Source organism: Micromonospora sp. NBC_00821, assembly GCF_036347035.1.
GTDB classification, from domain to species: Bacteria; Actinomycetota; Actinomycetes; order Mycobacteriales; family Micromonosporaceae; genus Micromonospora; species Micromonospora hortensis.
Genome location: NZ_CP108880.1, coordinates 4,914,728 through 4,934,671, shown reverse-complemented (window position 1 = coordinate 4,934,671; position 19,944 = coordinate 4,914,728). Strand labels below are relative to the sequence as shown.

The 19,944-nt window shown below is 69.7% G+C and carries 18 protein-coding genes; 9 read left to right on the top strand and 9 right to left on the bottom strand.

Annotation, left to right across the window (positions count from 1 at the left end):
- The first annotated feature begins 19 nt into the window (after window positions 1-19).
- The 5 genes from metK (at window position 20) to OHB44_RS22455 (ending at window position 8,418) form a co-directional block, all read left to right on the top strand.
- Complete coding sequence (gene metK, locus OHB44_RS22475; protein WP_238684270.1) at window positions 20-1,177, top strand: methionine adenosyltransferase; 1,158 nt, start codon at window positions 20-22, stop codon at window positions 1,175-1,177.
- A gap of 104 nt (window positions 1,178-1,281) precedes the next feature.
- The gene (locus OHB44_RS22470; protein WP_330438158.1) at window positions 1,282-4,488 is read left to right on the top strand and encodes a non-ribosomal peptide synthetase; all 3,207 of its coding nucleotides are present in this window, start codon (window positions 1,282-1,284) and stop codon (window positions 4,486-4,488) included.
- 13 nt (window positions 4,489-4,501) lie between these two features.
- Complete coding sequence (cmdF, locus tag OHB44_RS22465; protein WP_238684268.1) at window positions 4,502-6,106, top strand: tyrosine 2,3-aminomutase; 1,605 nt, start codon at window positions 4,502-4,504, stop codon at window positions 6,104-6,106.
- Window positions 6,103-7,635 (top strand): 4-hydroxyphenylacetate 3-hydroxylase family protein, encoded by a 1,533-nt coding sequence (locus OHB44_RS22460; protein ID WP_238684267.1) that lies wholly within the window; start codon window positions 6,103-6,105, stop codon window positions 7,633-7,635. The genes cmdF and OHB44_RS22460 overlap by 4 nt, the downstream gene beginning before the upstream one ends.
- Before the next feature lie 6 nt (window positions 7,636-7,641).
- The gene (locus tag OHB44_RS22455) at window positions 7,642-8,418 is read left to right on the top strand and encodes an SDR family oxidoreductase (protein WP_330441266.1); all 777 of its coding nucleotides are present in this window, start codon (window positions 7,642-7,644) and stop codon (window positions 8,416-8,418) included.
- On the opposite strand, the gene aroH is transcribed toward OHB44_RS22455, so the two are convergent.
- Both aroH and OHB44_RS22445 read right to left on the bottom strand, forming a co-directional pair.
- Window positions 8,353-8,781 (bottom strand): chorismate mutase, encoded by a 429-nt coding sequence (gene aroH / locus OHB44_RS22450; RefSeq protein ID WP_238661001.1) that lies wholly within the window; start codon window positions 8,779-8,781, stop codon window positions 8,353-8,355. The two genes, OHB44_RS22455 and aroH, sit on opposite strands and share 66 nt — an antisense overlap.
- Window positions 8,782-8,797: 16 nt before the next feature.
- The gene (locus OHB44_RS22445) at window positions 8,798-9,601 is read right to left on the bottom strand and encodes a TIGR03084 family metal-binding protein (RefSeq protein ID WP_238684266.1); all 804 of its coding nucleotides are present in this window, start codon (window positions 9,599-9,601) and stop codon (window positions 8,798-8,800) included.
- Between the two features lie 229 nt (window positions 9,602-9,830).
- On the opposite strand from OHB44_RS22445, the gene OHB44_RS22440 reads away from it, so the two are divergent.
- Window positions 9,831-10,268 (top strand): SCP2 sterol-binding domain-containing protein, encoded by a 438-nt coding sequence (locus tag OHB44_RS22440; protein ID WP_210780586.1) that lies wholly within the window; start codon window positions 9,831-9,833, stop codon window positions 10,266-10,268.
- 70 nt (window positions 10,269-10,338) lie between these two features.
- Here the strand turns inward: OHB44_RS22440 and OHB44_RS22435 are convergent, their stop codons facing one another.
- The 5 genes from OHB44_RS22435 to OHB44_RS22415 form a co-directional block, all read right to left on the bottom strand.
- Entirely contained in the window at window positions 10,339-10,773 is a 435-nt protein-coding gene (locus OHB44_RS22435) for an SgcJ/EcaC family oxidoreductase (RefSeq protein WP_238684265.1), read from the bottom strand.
- A gap of 377 nt (window positions 10,774-11,150) precedes the next feature.
- Window positions 11,151-11,804, bottom strand: coding sequence for a MerR family transcriptional regulator (locus tag OHB44_RS22430; protein WP_238684264.1), 654 nt, complete (start codon window positions 11,802-11,804; stop codon window positions 11,151-11,153).
- A gap of 121 nt (window positions 11,805-11,925) precedes the next feature.
- Window positions 11,926-12,717 (bottom strand): helix-turn-helix domain-containing protein, encoded by a 792-nt coding sequence (locus OHB44_RS22425; protein WP_274530878.1) that lies wholly within the window; start codon window positions 12,715-12,717, stop codon window positions 11,926-11,928.
- A 351-nt stretch (window positions 12,718-13,068) separates the two neighbouring features.
- Window positions 13,069-14,703 (bottom strand): GMC family oxidoreductase N-terminal domain-containing protein, encoded by a 1,635-nt coding sequence (locus OHB44_RS22420; protein ID WP_238684262.1) that lies wholly within the window; start codon window positions 14,701-14,703, stop codon window positions 13,069-13,071.
- A complete protein-coding gene (locus OHB44_RS22415) occupies window positions 14,700-15,251 on the bottom strand; it encodes a DUF5987 family protein (protein WP_238684261.1) in 552 nt (183 codons plus the stop codon). The genes OHB44_RS22420 and OHB44_RS22415 overlap by 4 nt, the downstream gene beginning before the upstream one ends.
- A gap of 161 nt (window positions 15,252-15,412) precedes the next feature.
- Between OHB44_RS22415 and OHB44_RS22410 the strand changes: the two genes are divergently transcribed.
- Window positions 15,413-16,411 carry a DUF1702 family protein gene (locus OHB44_RS22410; protein WP_238684260.1) on the top strand — a complete coding sequence of 333 codons (999 nt, stop codon included), beginning with the start codon at window positions 15,413-15,415 and terminating at the stop codon, window positions 16,409-16,411.
- Window positions 16,408-17,370 (top strand): DUF1702 family protein, encoded by a 963-nt coding sequence (locus OHB44_RS22405; protein WP_238684259.1) that lies wholly within the window; start codon window positions 16,408-16,410, stop codon window positions 17,368-17,370. The genes OHB44_RS22410 and OHB44_RS22405 overlap by 4 nt, the downstream gene beginning before the upstream one ends.
- A 127-nt stretch (window positions 17,371-17,497) precedes the next feature.
- Here OHB44_RS22405 and OHB44_RS22400 read toward each other — a convergent pair whose 3' ends face one another.
- Together OHB44_RS22400 and OHB44_RS22395 are read right to left on the bottom strand one after the other, a co-directional pair.
- Window positions 17,498-18,055, bottom strand: coding sequence for a copper resistance protein CopC (locus OHB44_RS22400; protein WP_238684258.1), 558 nt, complete (start codon window positions 18,053-18,055; stop codon window positions 17,498-17,500).
- Between the two features lies 1 nt (window position 18,056).
- Entirely contained in the window at window positions 18,057-18,626 is a 570-nt protein-coding gene (locus OHB44_RS22395; protein WP_238684257.1) for a hypothetical protein, read from the bottom strand.
- Between the two features lie 236 nt (window positions 18,627-18,862).
- Between OHB44_RS22395 and OHB44_RS22390 the strand changes: the two genes are divergently transcribed.
- Window positions 18,863-19,909 (top strand): carboxymuconolactone decarboxylase family protein, encoded by a 1,047-nt coding sequence (locus tag OHB44_RS22390; RefSeq protein WP_330438155.1) that lies wholly within the window; start codon window positions 18,863-18,865, stop codon window positions 19,907-19,909.
- The last annotated feature ends 35 nt before the right edge of the window (window positions 19,910-19,944 follow it).

Genomic DNA, 19,944 nt, shown 5'->3' with positions numbered 1-19,944 from the left:
ATCCCGAAACGGGGAAGCCATGGGACGCCACCTCTTCACGTCCGAATCGGTGACCGAGGGTCACCCCGACAAGATCGCCGACCAGATCAGCGACGGCATTCTCGACGCGCTGCTGGCCACGGACCCGCACAGCCGGGTCGCCGTCGAAACGCTCATCACCACAGGTCAGGTGCACGTCGCGGGCGAGGTGACCACCAGCGCCTACACCGACATCCCGACGATCGTGCGGGAGACGATCCTGGGCATCGGGTACGACTCGTCGTACAAGGGCTTCGACGGAGCGTCCTGCGGTGTCAGCGTGTCGATCGGCGCGCAGTCGCGAGACATCGCCCTCGGGGTCGACCAGGCGGGCGAGGCGCAAGGCGCGGGCGACCAGGGAATGATGTTCGGCTTCGCGTGCGATCAGACGCCGGAGCTGATGCCGCTGCCGATCGCGCTGGCCCACCGTTTGTCCCGTCGGCTTACCGCCGTGCGCAAGGACGGCCTGCTGCCGTACCTGTGGCCGGACGGCAAGACCCAGGTCACCATCGAGTACGACGCCGGGCGTCCGGTGCGGGTCGACACGGTGGTGGTGTCCGCTCAACACGCTTCCGGCATCTCGCTGGAGACGATGCTGAGCCCGGACGTCCGGGACAGCGTCGTGCTGCCGGAACTGGAACCGCTCGACCTCGACGTGGACAACCTCCGCCTGCTGGTCAACCCCACCGGGCGATTCGAGATCGGTGGCCCGATGGGTGACGCGGGACTGACCGGCCGGAAGATCATCGTCGACACCTACGGCGGGTACGCCCGCCATGGTGGCGGCGCGTTCTCCGGCAAGGATCCGTCCAAGGTGGACCGCTCGGCGGCGTACGCGATGCGGTGGGTGGCGAAGACCATCGTCGCGGCCGGTCTGGCCCGGAAGTGCGAGACCCAGGTGGCGTACGCGATCGGCGTGGCCGAGCCGGTGAGCCTGTCGATCGAGACGTTCGGCACCGAGACCGTCGCGCCGGAGCGGATCGAGAAGGCAGTGGCGGAGGTGTTCGACCTGCGCCCGGCGGCCATCATCCGGGACCTCGACCTGCTCCGCCCGATCTACGGAGCGACGTCGGCGTATGGGCACTTTGGTCGGCAGTTGCCCACGTTCACCTGGGAGGACACCAGCCGGGCCGAGAGCCTGGCGTCGCTCGCCGTGTAGCGCCTGCGCGCCGAGAACGTAACCCCTTCAACACCGCAATTCGGGAGTTGAGGGCCGGAACCCCGCATTGACATACTTTTCCGAGCAGAAGGGGGCGGTCGCAGATGTCCATTCACGACACGACGAGCGTGCTTCCCACCTCCGCGGCACAGGACGGCCTCTGGTTCCTCGATCGTCTGACGCCCCGGTCCCCGGCGCTGCACCGCTACCGGGCGTACCGGATCGCCGGTCCGCTCGAGGTCGCCGCGCTGCGGACGGCCTGGACGACGCTTGTCGACCGGCACGAGGTCCTGCGCGTCCGCTTCACCGAATCCGGCCGCGCCGTGTTCGACGAGAGCCTGCCCGCCGTGCTGTCCGTGGTGGACTGCTCGACCGGCGGACGCCACGGCCAACCGACGGTCGAGGCGTTCCTCGCCGCCGAGGTGGCGGCCCCGTTCCTCCTCGACCGGGGCCCACTGGCCCGGCTCGGCGTGGCCCGACTGGCCCCACTGCGGCACTGCCTGGTGCTCGTCGCGCACCAGATCGTCGCGGACGAGACCTCGATGTCGACCCTGATCGACGAGCTGGGTCGGCACTATGCCGCGGCCCTGGGTGACAGACCGGCGCGCCCGGTCGGCGCGGATGCCGCACCGCGGTTCTCCGAGCACGTGCGCACCGCACGTGCGGTCGAGGCCGCCGTCCGACGGGCCGAGAAATGGTGGCGGGAGTCCACCCCGCTCGCGCCGGTCGAGCTGCCCACCGACCGGCACCGGGGCACCGACGTCGACTGGCGCGCCGGCGTGTACCACTTCGACTGGGGTGTCGAACTGGCCGCCGACGTACACCGGCTCGCGCTCGACGCCGGCACGGCTCCGCTGGCGGTCGTGCTCGCCGCCCTGGAGGTGGTCCTGGCGCGCTACAGCGGCGAGCGCCGGATCGCGGTCGGCACCCGGGTCGGCACCCGGCTCGCGACCACGCCGACCGGGCTGGTCGGGCCGTTCGAGAACCTCGCCCTGATCGACGTCGACCTGACCGGCGCGCCGACCTTCCGGGAGCTTGTCGACCAGGTCGCCGGCCGTCTCGACGCGCTGTCCGACCAGCGGCACCTGCCGTTCGGCCGTCTCGTCGAACTGCTCGGCGCACCCCGGGACCCGCGCACGATCCCGCTGGTCAACGTGCTTGTCGACGAGACAGCCGAGGAGCACTCCACCCTGCGCCTGGCGCACACCACGGCGACCCGGCAGGACATCGACCCTCCGGCGACGATCGCCGACCTGGAACTGCGGGTGGCGACCCGGCCGGCGACGATCGGCACCTTCGCCTACCGCGCGGAGCTGTTCGACGACGAATCCATCGAACGGATCGCCAACCAGGTGCTGACCGTCCTCGCCGCCGGGGTCGCCACGCCGGACACGCCGGCGACCGCCCTGCCGATGGACCAGCCGATCCCCGCCGCCCACGAGCTGGGCGGTGACGACCGGATCGCCGACGGACCACCTGTCGACGCGCCGGTGCACGAACTGGTGCGACGGATCGTCGACACCCACCCGGAGCGCCTGGCGGTGCTCACCGACAGCGGCGGTCTCACGTACGCCGGGCTGTGGTCGCGGGCCCGGGAAATCGCCGCCGCGCTGCTCGCGCGGGGTGCGGGCGGACGGCCGGTGGTGGTGCGACTCCCCTCCGGACCGGAGCAGATCGCCGCGTTGCTCGGGGTGCTCGTCGCCGGCGGACACCTGTGCTGGTTCGGCACCGGGGACGTGGGTGATCGCGGTCGCGCCGTGCTCGCCGACCTGCGTCCCGCCTGTCTGCTGGTCGCCGGTGACCCGGACGGCGACGAGCTGGCCCGCTGGGCTCGCATCGAACTCGACACCGCCGTGCACGACGTGGCGACCCTGACCGGGGCCGGGGCGCTGCCGACGATCGACGCTGACGCGGTCGCCTACGTCGCCTACACCTCCGGATCGACCGGACGGCCCAAGGGCATCGCCCAGCCGCACTCGGCGTTCGGCCAGTTCGTCACCTGGCTCGGCGCGGAGTTCGAGATGGGCGGCGGCGCCCGGGTGGCGCAGTGGGTGGCACCCGACCACGACCCCGCCCTGTGCGAGGTGTTCGCCACGCTGACCAGCGGCGGCACGCTGTGCCTGCCCGCGCCGGACATCCGGATCCACGGCGAGAGGCTCGTCGACTGGATGGCCAACCGGGAGATCACCCACCTGCAGACCGTGCCGAGCTTCGCCCGCGAACTGCTACGGGTGGTCACCAGCCGCGCGGACCGGCCCATGCGCGCCCTGCGGCACCTGCTGCTGATGGGTGAGGCGCTGCCGGGCGAGCTGGTCAACCGGTTGCACGGCAGCCTGCCCGACGTGCACCTGGCGAATCTCTACGGGCCGACCGAGACGATCGCGGCCACCTGGCAGCCGATCGACCGACCGGTGGATGGTTCGACGCCGATCGGACGGGCGATTCCCGGCCGGCAGGTGCTCGTCCTCGACGACGACGAGCGGCCCTGTCCGCAGGGCGTCACCGGCGCCATCGTCATCCGCAGTCCCTTCGTGGCCGCCGGCTATCTCGGCGCTGTCGAACCGTCCACGGCGTTCGCCCCGGTCGGTGGACAGTCCGACATCCGCACCTACCGCACGGGTGATCTGGGCCGTTGGCGCTTCGACGGCGCCCTGGAATACCGGGGCCGCGAGGATTTCCAGATCAAGGTGTACGGCGTGCGTCTCGAACTGGGCGACGTCGAGGCCGCGCTGCAGACGCACTCCTCGGTCCGCGAGTGCGGCGTGGTCGCGGTCCGTGGACCGGACGGGATGGTCAACCGCCTCGACGCGTACGTCGTGCCGATCCGAGCCGGGGAGGGCTCGCCCGAGGTGTGGCGGGCCCACCTGCGCCAGCGGCTCGGCAAGGTGATCCCCGTCGTGTTCCGTACCGTGCACGGCCGGCTTCCCCGCAACATCGGGGGCAAGGTCGACCGGCGGCGGCTGCCGGAGCTGTCGCGCCCGGCGCGGGCCGCGGCGACGGCGTCACTGACCGACACCGAGCAGATCCTCGCGGCCCTGTGGGCCGAGGTGGTCGACGCGGGCGTACCGGGCCTCGACGACAGCTTCTTCACGGCCGGCGGACGCTCCGCGCTGATCCCGGCTCTGCTCCACCGCGTCTCCGAACGGTTCGGCGTGCATGTGCCGATCCGTGACTTCTACGCCAACCCGTCGCTCCGCACCCTCGCCAACGCTGTCAGCGTCGCCGGCGACGAGGACGGACCACGACGGCAGGCACCGGGCGTCGCCCATCCCGGCGAGCCCACCAGACCCGACCCGGCACCACGGCTGTGATGAGGTGAGGACAGTGACAACGAACGAGAACATTGTCGTGCTGGACGGCGACACTCTCGACATTCCGGGCATTCGGCGGATCGCCGAGGACGACACCACCTGCGAGGTGTCGCCGTCGGCGCTCGCTCGAGCGGGCAAGAGCCGCGCGATGTTCGAGGACATCGTGCGTCAGGACATCCCGGTGTACGGGGTGACCACCGGATACGGCGAGATGATCTACATGCTGGTCGACCCCTCCAAGGAGGTCGAACTCCAGACCAACCTGGTGCGGAGCCACAGCGCCGGCGTCGGCCCGCTGTTCGCCCGCGACGAGTCGCGGGCGATCGTGACCGCTCGGCTCAACGCGCTGGCCAAGGGCCACTCCGCGGTACGCCCCGAGTTGCTGGAGCGGCTCGCGCTCTACCTCAACCTGGGCATCACTCCGGCCATTCCGGAGATCGGTTCGCTCGGCGCGAGCGGCGACCTCGCGCCGCTGTCGCACATCGCGTCCACGGTGATCGGCGAGGGCTACGTGCTCGACGGCACCGGCAAGGTGCCCACCGGTCAGGTGTTGCGCAAGCACGGCATCGAGCCGTTGGAACTGCGTTTCAAGGAGGGGCTCGCGCTGATCAACGGCACGTCGGCGATGACCGGTGTCGGCGCGCTCGTGGCTGACCGGGCCATGACGCAGGTACGCCAGGCGGAGATCGTCACCGCCCTGGTGATCGAGGCGCTGCGGGGCTCGATGAGCCCGTTCCAGCCCGAGGGGCACGACATCGCGCGACCGCATCAGGGGCAGATCGACACGGCGGCCAACCTGCGGACGCTGATGCGTGGCAGTTTGTCCACTGTGGAGCATAGCCAGCTGCGCAAGGAGGTGGCCGCCGGCAAGGAGTCCGGCAAGGACGTCACGCGCACGAAGGTCTACCTGCAGAAGGCGTACTCACTGCGGGCCATCCCGCAGATCCTGGGTTCCGTGCGGGACACGCTCTACCACGCGATCAACAAGATCGGCATCGAGTTGAACTCGGCGAACGACAACCCGCTCTTCTTCGAGGGCGAGGAGATCTTCCACGGCGCCAACTTCCACGGACAGCCGGTCGCGTTCGTCATGGACTTCCTCACGATCGCGCTGACCCAGCTCGGCGTGCTCTCCGAGCGGCAGTCCAACCGCCTGCTCAACCGGCACCTGAGCTACGGTCTGCCGGAGTTCCTGGTCACCGGTGATCCGGGCCTGAACAGCGGTTTCGCCGGCGCCCAGTACCCGGCGACCGCCCTGATCGCGGAGAACCGCACCATCGGGCCGGCGAGCACGCAGAGCGTCCCGTCCAACGGCGACAACCAGGACGTGGTCAGCATGGGGCTGATCTCCACCCGCAACGCCCGTCGGGTGCTGCGCAACAACGACACCATCCTGGCCCTGGAGTACCTGGCCGCGGCGCAGGCCGTCGACATCTCCAAGCGGTACGGCGACCTGAGCCCGGTCGCCAAGGCCACCTACGACCACGTCCGCTCGATGGTGCCGACCCTGGACCGCGACCGCTACATGGCCGACGACCTGGAAACCGTCACCGCCGCCCTGTCCCGCGGCGAGTTCGCCGCCGCTGCCGCGAGCGCTCAGCAGAGCGAACTACGGTGACCAGGCCCTACACCGGCGCGGAGTACATCGAGAGCCTGCGTGACGATCGCGAGATCTACCTCTACGGCGACCGGGTCAAGGACGTCACGACGCACCCGGCGTTCGCCAACGCGGTACGCATGACCGCGCGGCTCTACGACTCGCTCCACGACCCGGCCACCGCACCGGTGCTCACCGCACCGGTGGACAGCGGCGGCACGGGCTTCACCCACCGGTTCTTCACCACGCCGCACAGCGCCGAGGACCTGGTCGCCGACCAGAAGGCCATCGCGGCGTGGGCCCGGATGAGCTACGGCTGGATGGGGCGCAGCCCGGACTACAAGGCCTCCTTCCTCGGCACCCTCGGCGCGAACGCCGACTTCTACGGCGAGTACGCGGACAACGCTCGGGCCTGGTACCGCCGCTCCCAGGAGCAGGTGCAGTTCTGGAACCACGCGGTCGTGCACCCCCCGGTAGACCGCAACCGGCCGCCCGACGAGGTACGCGACGTGTTCGTCCACGTCGAGCGGGAAACCGACTCCGGCCTGATCGTCAGCGGCGCGAAGGTCGTCGCGACCGGGTCCGCCCTGACCCACTTCAACTTCATCTCGCACCACGGGATGCCCGTCAAACGACGGGAGTTCGCGCTGATCGCCACCGTGCCGATGGGCGCCCGCGGGATGAAGCTGATCTGCCGGCCGTCATACGCCGCGACGGCAGCGGTGATGGGCAGCCCGTTCGACTACCCACTGTCGTCACGGCTGGACGAGAACGACACGGTGCTCATCCTGGACAAGGTCGAGATCCCGTGGGAGAACGTGTTCGTCTACGGCGACCTTGGCAAGGTGCAGATGTTCGGCGGGCGCTCGGGGTTCACCGAGCGGTTCACGTTCCACGGCATGACCCGGCTGGCGGTGAAACTCGAATTCATCGCCGGCCTGCTGGCCAAGGCGCTGGACCTGACCGGCACGAAGGACTTCCGGGGGGTGCAGAGCCGCCTGGGTGAGGTGCTGGCCTGGCGCAATCTCTTCTGGGCGCTGTCCGACGCCGCCGCGCGTAACCCCGTGCCGTGGAAGAACGGGGCGGTGCTGCCGAACCCGGAGTACGGGCAGGCGTACCGGTGGTTCATGCAGGTGGGTTATCCCCGGGTCCGCGAGATCATCATGCAGGACGTGGCCAGCGGGCTCATCTACCTCAACTCCAGCGCCGACGACTTCAAGAACCCGGCGATCCGCGGATACCTGGACCAGTACATGCGGGGCTCCGACGGCAGCACCGCGATGGAGCGGGTGAAGCTGATGAAGCTGCTGTGGGACGCGGTCGGCACCGAGTTCGGCGGCCGGCACGAGCTCTACGAGCGCAACTACTCCGGCAACCACGAGAACACCCGGGTCGAGATGTACTTCGCGCAACTCGCCTCGGGGCAGATAGACGGCTACAAGCGGTTCGTCGACGAGTGCATGAGCGAGTACGACATCGACGGCTGGACAGTGCCGGACCTCGCGTCCTTCGATCACCTGCGGTGGGCGCGCAACGATCTCTCGACGTGAGGAGCGCTGATGTTGCAGGACAAAGTCGCAGTGGTCGCCGGTGTGGGGCCTGGGCTCGGGCGGGCGATCGCGCTCGCCTGTGCCCGGGCCGGCGCCGACGTCGTACTGGCCGCACGTAACGAGTCGGTCCTCGCCGAGGTGGCCAAGGAGGTCGAACAGCTCGGCCGGCGGGCGCTCGCGGCGCCGACCGACCTGACCGACGACGCCGCGGTCGCCGCCCTTGCCGACTCGGCGCTGCGGGCGTTCGGGCGGGTGGACGTGTTGGTGTACAACGCGTTCGCGGTGCCGGCCTTCACCGACCTCACAGCGATCGACGTCGACGCCGTGCGGGCGAGCCTGGAGACCGACGTGTTCGGGGCGCTGCGGGTCACCCAACGGCTGGCCCCGACGCTGACCGAACACAACGGCGCCATCGTCATGATCAACGCGATGGTGGTACGGCAGTCGAAGCCGTCGTTCGGCGCGTACCGGATGTCGAAGTCCGGTCTGCTCGCGTTGGCGCAGAGCCTCTCGACCGAGCTGGGCCCATCAGGCGTACGGGTGAACACCGTGATGCCCAACTACGTCTGGTCCGACGGGCTCCGCGGCTACTTCGCCTACCTGGCCCAGGAGCGCGGCATCACCGAGAAGCAGGTCTACGACGAGACGGCGGCGAGCCTCGACCTGCGTCGCCTGCCCGAGGCGGACGAGGTGGCAAACGCCGTCGTCTTCCTCGCGTCAGACCTGGCCAGCGCCATCACCGGGCAGTGTCTCGACGTGAACGCCGGCGAGCTGCATCGCTGACAGATCGGGGCGCAGCACCTCGGCGCCTCCGAGATAGACGTGCCGCACGGCCGCTCGCGGCCGTGCGGTCAGCACGTGGGCCAGCATCCGCACGACCCGGGGCAGCGCGCCGGGCACGTCGATCTCGGCGGCGCACAACAGGGGTACGTCGTGCAGACCGAGCTGGCGTGCGGCTACCGCCGGGAAACAGCTCACCAGGTCGGGTGTGGCGGTGAACAGGATGCTGACGAGGTCGTCCGGCGCCAGTTCGTTGCGCCGGACGACCTCGTCGAGCAGGAGCCGCGTACCGGCCCCGACCACGTCCGGACTGTCCCGGTCGACCTGGATCGCGCCCCGGATCGCCCGCAGGGTCGGTGCCGTCATCGTCGTCCCCCAGTCGTCAGCGCGTCGCGGCGGCGAACTGGCCGGGCTGGCGGCCCGATCCTGCCGGACCCCGGTACGCCTGCGCGATGTCCAGCCAGTGCTCGGCGTCCGGGCCGACCGCGCTCAGGCGCAGGTCGTCGCGGTGCCGTCGGCGGGTCACCAGCAGACAGAAGTCGACAGCTGGGCCGCTGATCCGCTGGTCCGCGTCCGGCGGGCCGAACGTCCACGTGGCGCCGGACGGGGCGGTGAGGGTGTAGCCGAACTCCACATCCGGAACGTCCTCCTCACGGGCCAGGTAACCGAAGTCCCAGGTGCGTGCGGCGAACCCGCACAGGTGCCGGATCCGGTCGGTGTGGCGGCGCTCGACGCCGAGCGCGTCGGCGACGTCCTGCCCGTGGCCGAACAACTCCATCATGCCGGCGCCCGCCAGGATGGCGGCCGGCATCGGACGGACCAGCCACGGCACGATGTCGGTCGGCGCGTGCGCCGCCAACGCCTTCTCCGCCGCCGACCGCTCCTCCTGCCACTTGGCGAACAGCGCCGGCGGTGGGGCGGCGAGGTACGGGGCCATCGCGGCGGCGACGTTGGACTCGAAGCTGCCGCTCATGGAGGAGAGGAACCGGCTGAACGTGTCCGGGTCGGACGCCGAGAGCCCCGCCAGGCGAAACACCGCACAGAGGTGGGCCACCTGGTGGGCCACCGTCCAGCCGACGGCGGGCGTCTCGGCGCGCCAACCGGCGTCGTCCAGGTCGGCGATCAGCGTGTCGAACGCGTCGCCCTCGCTGACCAGATCGGCGAACACATCGGGCTGTGCTGTCATGTGGTTCTTCCTTCCGCTACAGGGCTCATGTCGTGCCGCGCAAGGGGACACCGGTGTTCCCGCGGCCGGACGGTTGGTGCGCGGTGCGCGCCTGTGGAGCAGGTCGGATCAATCATTGGACGGTCACCCCCGCGCCGTCGTCTCGCTACGTGCGCGACCTGCGCGGATCCGCCACTGAACGCACTCTCGGAGATGTCCGTCAGGTGGCTGATCGGCCAACCTAATCCCTATGAGCGACCCCACCACGATGAGCCCGCGCGAGCTCGCGGTGTTCGTCAAGCAGACCCCCAACGGCGAGCTGCGCCGGCTGATGCACGGCCCGCGGCGGACGGACGTCATCGACGAGATCTTCACCAACATGCCCCAGGTGTTCCGCGCCGATCGTGCCGGCGCGCTCACCGCTGTGATCCACTGGCGGATCGGCGACCGGCCCGACGGCGGCGTCGACGTCTACGAGATGGTCATCGCCGACGGTGCCTGCGTCAGCACACCGGGCAACGGTCGACACCCCGATCTCACGCTCTCGCTGGGTGGGGTCGACTTCCTCAACCTCGTCACGGGCAACGCGCACGCGGTGGCGCTGGTGATGCGCGGTCGCCTCAAGACCAAGGGCGACCTGGCCCTGACCGCGAAGTTCCCCACCCTGTTCGATCCGCCCAGAGGCTGACCGGGGCCGAGAACGACGCCGATGACTCTTGGCAGTCATCGGCGTCGTTCGGTTCGGGGTGCCGGTCGGGTCAGGCGACGCGGTCGCGGGGGCAGTTCTGGTAGACGGCGAGCAGCCACTCACCGTCGTGGTTGACGAGAATCCAGGACGCGCGGATGGCCGCCCGGTCGGGCAGCGTCGTCTCGCCGGCCGGGATGACACCACCCTCCGTGATCAGCGCGACCGCACCCGGGGCCAGCGCCTTGATCTCCACCGGCGTGCCGGTGACCCGGGTGCCCTTGAACGGGCCACCGAACGCGGTCGACATGAAATCGCGAATGTTGTCCTTGCCCTGGCGGTAGACACCCGGTAGCAACATCGACCCGTCGTCGACGAAGATGTCCGCGAACGCCTGCGCGTCCTGAGCCGCCCACGCTTTGACCAGGCGGCCGGGTACCGCCGCTATGGCCACTTGGTCGGCGCCGGAGATGCCAGTCACCAACGGTGCGGAGGAACTGGTGGTCATCGCTGGTCCTCGATTCTTGGATGGTGGCGAGGAGGTCGGTCGGTGTTGCATCCCGACGTTGCCGAGGCTAGTGCTGGCAGAGGCCGTTCCGTTCTCCTGGAGTGCGCGTTGGTCGCGTCCAACTCGGCATTCTCAAAGAAGACTGCGCACCGCTGTTAGCGGCATGCTCGGATGGCCACGACAACCACAGTTGATTCCGATCGGGGACTTCGACAGGAGGACAGCCCGTGTCCGGGCACCGTCGCGTGATCTCTGGCCTTGTCGTGGGCGACGACAACCACACCGCTCCACCCGGTCAGCCCTTGCCCGGGCTGCTCACCGCACGCCGCAGCCGCTCACGCCCGGTCTGCGGTGGCCCACGCCCTGATCGCGGCGGCTCACGCCCGGTCCGCGGCGGCCTCCGCGCGAGCGGGGTGCTCGGATGAGCCCTTGCCGAGCCACTGGTGGACGTAGTGCTCGCGCGCCATCCGGTGCACAGCGGTCAGGGCGACCTCCAGCAGCACCGCTCGAACCACCGCTGCCGCCCGATCGACGTCGGCGTGGTCGGCGGGCAGCAGGGCCATCTCCTGTGCCACGAGCTGCTCGGTCATCGCCGCGTACGGCGCGAAGAACTGGATGCTGCAGTCGCAGCCGAGCCGGCGCAGGGCGGCGACGACCTGCGCGAGCTGGGCGCGGCCGGCCGCGTCGGGGTGCACCGCCCAGCCCAGCTCGTCGATGAACTGGTCGACGTCGGCGGTGGCGTCGGACAGATTGGCGGCTCCGCCGCTGAGTGAGTGCGTCACCTCGTAGAGCCCGGCCAGGGGAAGCTGGCGGTCCTCGATGCTCGCGAGTAGTTGCCGGACGGTCGACAGGTCGAGCTTCCCGACGTGGGTGAGCGCACGGATGAGTTGCAGGCGGCGCAGGTGACGGTCGTCGTAGTCGGCCTGGTTGCGACCGGTGGGTCTACCAGGGGGAAGGAGCCGTTCCCGGAGGTAGTACTTGATTGTGGCGACGGGTAGGCCCGTCTCTTTGCTCAGATAGGAAATGCGCATCGGTTCCCCCAGGTAGACCCGTCATGTCGACCACTCTTCGATGAGCCGGTGTCGTTGAATCACGACCGCGTGCCCGTGCACACCGGAAGCGGGGGGCACGGGCACGGGTGGGTGATTCCGGTCAGGCGGCCGGACGGTCGACCGACCGGGCCGGAAAGCGTGCGGAGAGGACGGTGGCGGCCCGAGCCTTCTCCTGGGCGGCTACGACGCTGAGCGCCACCTTGCGGGCGTCGAGGAGAGCGAGCAGGACCGGAGGGTCCAGGGCCGTCACGGGCTGAAGGTTGACATCCACCGTGAGCACGGTGTCGTGGGCGATGGCAAGTGGCCCGTGGGTGGCGACGAAGATGGGACGGCTGTGCGGGTCGGTGGCGATCTCCGTGGGATCGCCGGTGACCGACTGGGACAGGAGGTACCAGGTGCCCGGCGGCACGCCGGTGAAGTGGAACAACCCGGGACCGGACAGGATGGTGCATCGGATCGGCCGGCCCTCGGGTATGCGGTCCGGGAAGAGACCGACGAACACGAGACCCGGGCTGGCCTGGCTGGACGCGTGGACCTGACCGTGGATGCTGGCCGTCGATGGTGTGCCCGCGGCCGGCGTGGGCGCCACCGGAATGTGCGGGGCGTATCCGGCCAGCTTGCGGTACGCCGTCGGTGACATTCCAACGCTCTTGCTGAAACGCGAGCTGAACGTTCCGACACTGTTGTAGCCGACTCGCACACTGATGTGCGCGACGTTGAGCGACGTCGAGACCAGTAGATCCTTCGCGCGTTGCAACCGGAGTGCCGACAGGAAACGACCTGGCGACACTCCGGTTGCGCGTTGGAATATCCTGGTGAAGTGGAATTTGCTGAACATCGCCGCTCGGGCCATGTCGCTTACGGTGATTTGCTCGCTGAGGTTCTCGCGCATTGTCTCAATTGCGCGCTTCGCTGCTTCCTCAACCGCGTCCCCCACGATTCCTCCCCAGCAATTCGTGAGAACAGCTTGCCGGTCTCACCAAAGGCGTAAATCAATTTCTGAGATACGCCTCTCGGTCACCGCCGGTGTCCGGTTGGTGATCCACCGAGATCCATGTCGACGTTAGTCGATCCCGCCCTCGGCCGCAACACTGCAGATTTGCTTGGATACGGAGCGCAATCGTGGAGTAGGGGCGGCTCCGTGGTGGATAGTGATAGTCTCCAATACACGCCCAGGAGTCGAGACAGCTCAAAGGGTGCGTAAAGTTCAATCTTCCGCATTGTCAATGTTCGCCCTGATGCATCAACCCGCGGGAGCGGCGACGGCGGGCGCCGTGGCTGGGGCGGGCAACGTGCCGTTGTAGCTGACCGGAACCCCTCGCGCCCGAGCCGCGGCGACGATTCCCGGCATCGCCCGCTCGGCCAGCGCCGCGATCGTCAGGGCCGGGTTGACGGTGAGGGCGCCGGGCACCGCCGAGCCGTCGGTGACGAAGATGCCCGGGTGGTCACGCAATTCGTGTCGGTCGTCGAGGGCCGAGGTCGCGGGGTCGTCGCCGATTCGGCAGGAGGCGAGCGGATGCACGGTGTACGCGCCGACCAGGTCGTTGGTCCAGGGAGCGACCCGGGCCAGCCCGTCCCGCTCGAGAATGTCCTTTACCTCGGCGTCGGACAGCGACCATCCGCGCCACGTGTTCTTCGTCGGCTCGTAGCGCAGCGAGCCCACCCCGAGCATCTGCTGCGACAGCCGATGCGCGTTGCCGGTCTCCGGTGGCGGCCCGAAGACCCCCTCGTTGTCGTCCTCCGACATCGTGAAGATCGTCAACCACGACTGCCACTGGCGCAGCATCTCCTTCTTCTCCAGGCCGAACCAGCTCGGCCCGGTCGCGCCCGGAACCTGCGCCAGAATCGTGCCGAGCCCGGGCGGGAAGTAGAGCTGCTCCAGCGAGAAACGTTCGTATTCGGGTAGTGAGCCGTCGAGCTTGTCCCAGGAAGCGACAGTGGGGCCGCGTCCGATCTGATAAGCGGAGTACGCGCGTCCGTCGGATCGGCTCAGGCCGAGCACGTCGCGTACCTTTTCTTCGTCGAAAATTGCGGTATTCAGCCTTTCGCCGTTACCCGAGAAATACCGACCAACTGCGTGTGGCATTTTCCCGAGGTGTGGCTCCGAACGTTGAAGAATCACTGGAGTGGCGCCGGATCCGGCGGCGACGACGACAATCTTCGCGTCGATCTCGCCGGATTCGTGCAGAATCCTGTAGTCCTCTCCGTCAACAATCCGGTAATGCACGCGGTAGCCGCCGTCGGAATTCCGGGACAGATGCTGCACCTCGTGCAGCGGGCGGATTTCGGCACCGTGGTCGAGAGCCGCCGGCAGATAATTGAGCAACAGCGAGCGTTTGGCGTCGAACCGGCAGCCGGCCATCATCCAGTTGCAGTTCGTGCAGAGGTCCACGTCGATCGCCGCCGGCGCCGGGTTGGCGGTCCGTCCGGCGTGCCGGCACGCCGCCCCCCAGAGCCCGCCGGCGTAGGGGATGCGGTCCCAGGTCTGCTGGGTGATCGGCAACGCCTCCGCCACCCGGTCGTACCACGGGTCGAGCGTGTCGCGGTTGATCGCCGCCGGCCACATCCGGCGGCCGATGCTGCCCTGCCGGTCGAAGACGAACCGAGGCGCGCGTGGCATCGTCGCGAAGTAGACGACACTGCCGCCACCCACGCAGTTGCCGCCCAGGATGCTCATCCCGTCGCCCACGACGAAGTCGAAGATCCGGGTGTACGACTTACCGAGTTCGAAGTCGTGGTCGAACTCGTCCGCGCGCAGCCAGGGCCCGCGCTCCAACACCACCACCCGGGCGCCACCGGCGGCGAGGTGATAGGCGGCGATCGCGCCGCCGAACCCGCTGCCGATGACGAGGATGTCGGTCGATTCCGTAGCGGTCATGCGGGGCTCCCCGTCGCAGTCGTTTGTGGATGGTGGTCGGCGAGCTGCCGTCCGTAGCTGAACTCTGGAAACCGGTAGACCCCGTCGGCGTTCGGTTGGGAATAGCCGATGGTGAGAAGCCCCGGATGGCCGCTCGCGAAGGCCGTCGGCGTGCTCATGTGGGCCGCGCTGTCAAAGGCCATGTTGCAGAAGAGGGCAAGGCTCACCCACATCTGCTTCTCGGGATGGCCGGGGTCGGTAAGGATGCGCACCAGAGCGGTGCGGTGGTCGAAGGGCAGCGCCACGAACGACGGCACCGACGCATCGAGGCTGAGCCCGGTTTCGTGCGCGTAATCGTCGGCGTGCTCGTTCAGGGTCACCGCGAGGGAATCGAGCGCTTCGGCCAGACCTCCGGCGGGCAGCTCCAGTAGTGCGAGCGCGCCGGCCGCGACCGCGCCGGCGCCGGTTGCGGCGCCCGCGATCGCGCGATCGTCCGGCCAGCGTTTCTCTCCTGGAATGATCGTGTCGGCAAAAGCCTCGATCGTGATGGTCTTGTCTGGAACTTCCACGAAATGCCTCCAGGCCGCAGATTCATCGCTGCGGACATTGTGTTCCCGTCGCGATCCGTGCCGTTCTTCCGTCGTGCCGTCGGTCGACCGCGCACGCCTGAAGACGAACCGCCGGGGCACCCGCGCGCACGATGGAACAAAACTTGGGAGGTACGAGCGACATGCCGATGCTGGGTGCGATCCGCCGGATGGCGCTGACACCGTCGCTGACCGACGTCACGTTCGAAGGCCGGGGCTTCCCGGTCAGGCCGAGCCCGACAACCGAGCGTCTGGAAGCGATCCCACAGGCGGTGATCTGTGGCTTCGAGTGGGGTATCGAGGCGCGTGACCAGTGGGAACTGGAACGACGCCTGGAACTGGTCGACCAGGAGCAGCGCGGCTTCGCCTACGAGGGCGCCACCATGGCACTGACGGTCCGCGACGCCATGCCGGGCGGGCGCCGCCACCAGGCCCGGGACCTGCTGAGCGGCCCCGGCCTGCCGCACACCTTCCTGACCTACATCGGGATCGGCTTCGCGATGGCCCGGCTGCCCCGTCCACTGTGGAAGAACGTGCTACCGGACCTGACCGGCACCCCCTACTACCCGACCATGAGCTGGTTGGCTGTCGACGGCTACGGCTTCGACCGCGCCTACTTCGAGACCGACCGGTGGGTGGGGCAGCAGCGCAGGCTGGCGCCGTACCCGTGGCTCGGCCGCGCCGACTACTTTCCGCGGGCCGTCGACCAGGGAATCGGTCGTGCTCTGTGGTTCATCCACGGCGGCGAACCCGCCGACGTCACGGCGGCCGTCGAACGGTTCGCCCCGGAGCGGCGGGCCGACCTGTGGAGCGGGGTCGGTCTGGCCGCGACGTTCGCCGGCGGCACCACACCCGAAGGGCTGCGGCACCTCCGCACCGCCGCCGGTGCGCACCGCGACCACCTCGGGCAGGGCTCGGTCTTCGCCGCGAAGGCGCGTACCTTCGCCGGCTACCTACCCGAACACAGTGAGGCGGGTGTCACCATCCTCGCCGGCCTGCCCGCCGAGAAGGCCGCGGCGCTGGCCGACGACGTCGCGGCCGTGGGTTTCGCCGACACCGAGGAACCCGACTACGAGGTGTGGCGCCACCGGATCCGGGCCCGCCTCGCCAACATTCACGATGAGGACAGGAGGGTTCGATGAGCGTTTGGCGCAGCCTGCGACGCAGGGTGCTGACCCCCGACGTCGCGGCCACCAGGATGGACGTCCGCGGCTTCCACGTGAAGTCCGCCGCCGGGCGGGAGCGGTTGGAGACCGTCGGCAGCACATTCCTCGCCGGGTACGCGGTCGCGGCCGAGGCGAAGCGGCCCACGGATGCCGAACCGTCGCTGGAACAAGTGCCGACCGGCTATCGCGGCTTCGCCTACGAGGGCGCCGCCATGGCCCTGGCGATGCGCGACGGGTTGCCCGGCGGAGGGACCCGGCACGTCGCCGACTTCCTCGACGGGCGGGCCCGACACCACGTCTACATGGTCTACGTCGGGGTGGGCTGGGCCATGGCCAGGCTTCCCCGTTTCCGCTGGTCCACCCTGTACGCCCCGGACCCGCTGCTGCGCTGGCTGGTCCTCGACGGCTACGGATTCCACCAGGCCTACTTCGTCACCAAACGCTACGTGCACCAGCAGTTCCGCGACGAACGCTTCCCGTGGCCGGGCCACGCGTACGCCAACAACGCCATCGACCAGGGCATCGGCCGGGCGTCGTGGTTCGTCGGCGGCACCGACCCCGAGACGGTGGCCGGCCTGCTCAACCGCTTCCCCGTGGCACGGCGACCCGACCTGTGGGCGGGCACCGGCCTCGCCGCGGGGTACGCGGGCGGCGCGTCGGACACCGAACTGCGCCGTTTGCGGGACCTGGCCGGCCCGTACCGCCCTCAGCTCATGCAGGGCGTCGCCTTCGCGGCGGCGTCCCGGGTCAAGGCCGACCTCGTCCAGCCTCACACCGAGCTGGCGACCGAGCTGCTCTGCGGCATGTCGCCGGCCAGCGCCTCGAAGGTCACCGACGAGGCGCTTGTCGACCTGCCCGCCGACGGGGAGACCCCGGCGTTCGCGGTCTGGCGCGAGCGCATCGCGGCGGCCATGGCTGCCAACTTCGGCAGCTGACCTGCAACAAGGGGCCCCGCCGTCCGGCGGGGCCCCTTGTTGCTTGTGATGTCAGCCGCCGATCACCCTTGCGGGGCGGCGATCAGCCGGTGGCCTCGTGGGCTGGTCGTCGGCGCCGCCGGAAGGATCACGGACGCGGGTCGGGCGCGTCGGACGCGGCCTGGTACGGCCGGCGGAGGTACAGCAGTGCCAGCACGACCACCACGGCCAGCCCGTCGACGAAGAGCAGGAAGGCGCTCATCGGGTCGATCGAGTGTTGGTGCGCGGCGAGCGCGTCGGCGGTGGCCTGCCGGACGACCTCGGACGGCGCCGGAGGCGCCACCCCGGTGCCCACGCTGAACCGCAGGCTTCCGGTGGCCTCGCCCCCGTTGGCGAGTGCCATGTGGAAGGCGACCGTCAGGTTGCCGGGACGAACGACGGTGATCGGCACGGTCACCGTGCGCTCCGGGCCCTGTCGCGCGTCGCCCGACTGGATCGGGTTGCCCGCGTCGTCGAGCACGGCGACGTGGGAGAGCGTCAGGTCCGGCGCGTCGGAGAACGTGAGCGCGACGGCCGCGGGCGCCGCCGAGACGGCGGCACCCGCGGCAGGGTCGCTGGTGATCAGACCGCCGTCGGCGGAGGCCGACGACGCGACGCTCGACAGCAGGAGGACGATGAGCAGCAGCGCCCCACCTCGGCGGACCACGTCAGGCCAGCGACGCTACGGGACGCGGCGCGCAGCTGCACCGCATCGCCTCGACCTCGACCCGGCTCGGCCGCAGGTGGTAGTAGACCGCGACCAGCATCGGGATGAAGACGACCGAGTTGTAGAACAGGTGCAACTCGACGCGGGGCATGACGAGCTGCAGGACGCTGGTCGGCACCGCGGCGCCGAAGAGGTTGAAGCCGGCCTGCACCTGGATGAGGAGCAGCAGGTGCTCGATGTGGTGCCAGAACTGGATGGCGAGAGCGATCGTCCACCAGGTGCGTGCCCGACCGACGAAGCCCGGCCGGAGCAGGAAGAGGCCGACGAGCATCACGATGGCGTAGCCGTAGTGCAGGTACTCCGAGGTGACCAGCCACGGCCAGAACTGTCCGAGCACGCCACGCGACGCGGGTCGGGGCATGTCGAGCACGAAGATCTGGTACGCCTGCACGAGGTGTTCGGCCCAGTGCGCGATCACGATCACCATGAAGGTGTTCAGGGCGGCTCGGTGGTGCCGGCCGTTGAGGGACGCGAGGAAGCCCGACCTCGGTGGGGCCGCAACAGCGGACATGGACACTCCATTCGTTGGTGAGCGTGGCCCGGCGCTTACGGTAGTCAATGGGTGACGGAAGGATTTCTTTCGACGTGCTCTTGTGCCGCGACCCGGGCCCGGGCGAGCCGGCCGATTTTCTGCGGCCACCACCTGGTGCCCGGGCGGATCCACCCGATACCGCAAGTTCGGAGACGGCCCCGGCCCGTCGGCATCGACATCCTTGGGCTTGCGGTCGAAGGGAGAGCGTCGTGGGCATGATCATGATTCGAGGCACCCGCCGGGCCGCGGGGACGGTACGGCACGTCACGCCGGTGCCGATCGCCGTGGCCAAAGGGCTGGTGGCCACTGTGTACGAGCAGGTCGAACGCGACTTCGGAATGCTCGCCCCGCCGGTTGCCCTGCACTCACCGGCCCCCGAGCCACTCGCCGCGTGCTGGATGATCCTGCGGGAGACGCTCGTCGCGAGGGGTGCCGTCGACCGAGGAACGAAGGAAGCGGTGGCGACCGCCGTGTCCATCGGCAACGCCTGTCCCTACTGCGTCGACGTGCACAGCTCGACGATGCACGGCCTGGCTCGCGGGCGGGAGTCGGCGCAGATCGCCTCGGGCAACCTGCACCAACTCGTCGATCCGGGCCTGCGGGCGGTCGCGGGCTGGGCACGCGACAGCGGGCACGTCGCCGCGGCGGTCCCGGTGCGGGCCCCGGCGGTCCCCGAGGTGCTGGGCGTGGCGGTGGTGTTCCACTACATCAACCGCATGGTCAACCTGTTCCTCCCCGAGTCGCCGTTCCCGCCGCGGCTGCCCGGCGCCGCACGGACGACGGTCCGGAAGGTGTTCGGGAGGTTGATGGATCTGCGCGGCAGCGGGCCCGAGCCGGGGGCGGCGCTGGCGCTGCTACCCGCCGCGCCGGCGACAGCGGTGCCGGAGTGGGCCGTCGGCAGCCCGAGCATCGGCGACGCGTTCGCGCGGGCCGGCGCCGCCGCCGACCGCGCGGGCCTGCGTTCGGTGCCCGGCCCGGTGCGGTCGCTGGTCACCGATCGGCTGGACGCGTGGGACGGGCGGCCTCCCGGGGCCAACCGTGGCTGGTTGAGCGAGGGGATCTCTGCGCTCGCGCCGGCCGACCAAGCCGCCGGCCGGTTGGCCCTGCTGGCGGCGTTCGGCTCCTACCAGTCGACCGACGCCGACTTCGACGCGCTGCGGGCGACGGGAGCTGGCGACCGGGAGCTGATCGAGGTCACCTCCTGGGCGGCGATGAAGGCGGCGCTGCGGGTCGGCACGCTCGGAGTGGGGCCGGCGGCGTAACCGGCGTGATGCTAGTGCGACGTCCACACCCTCAA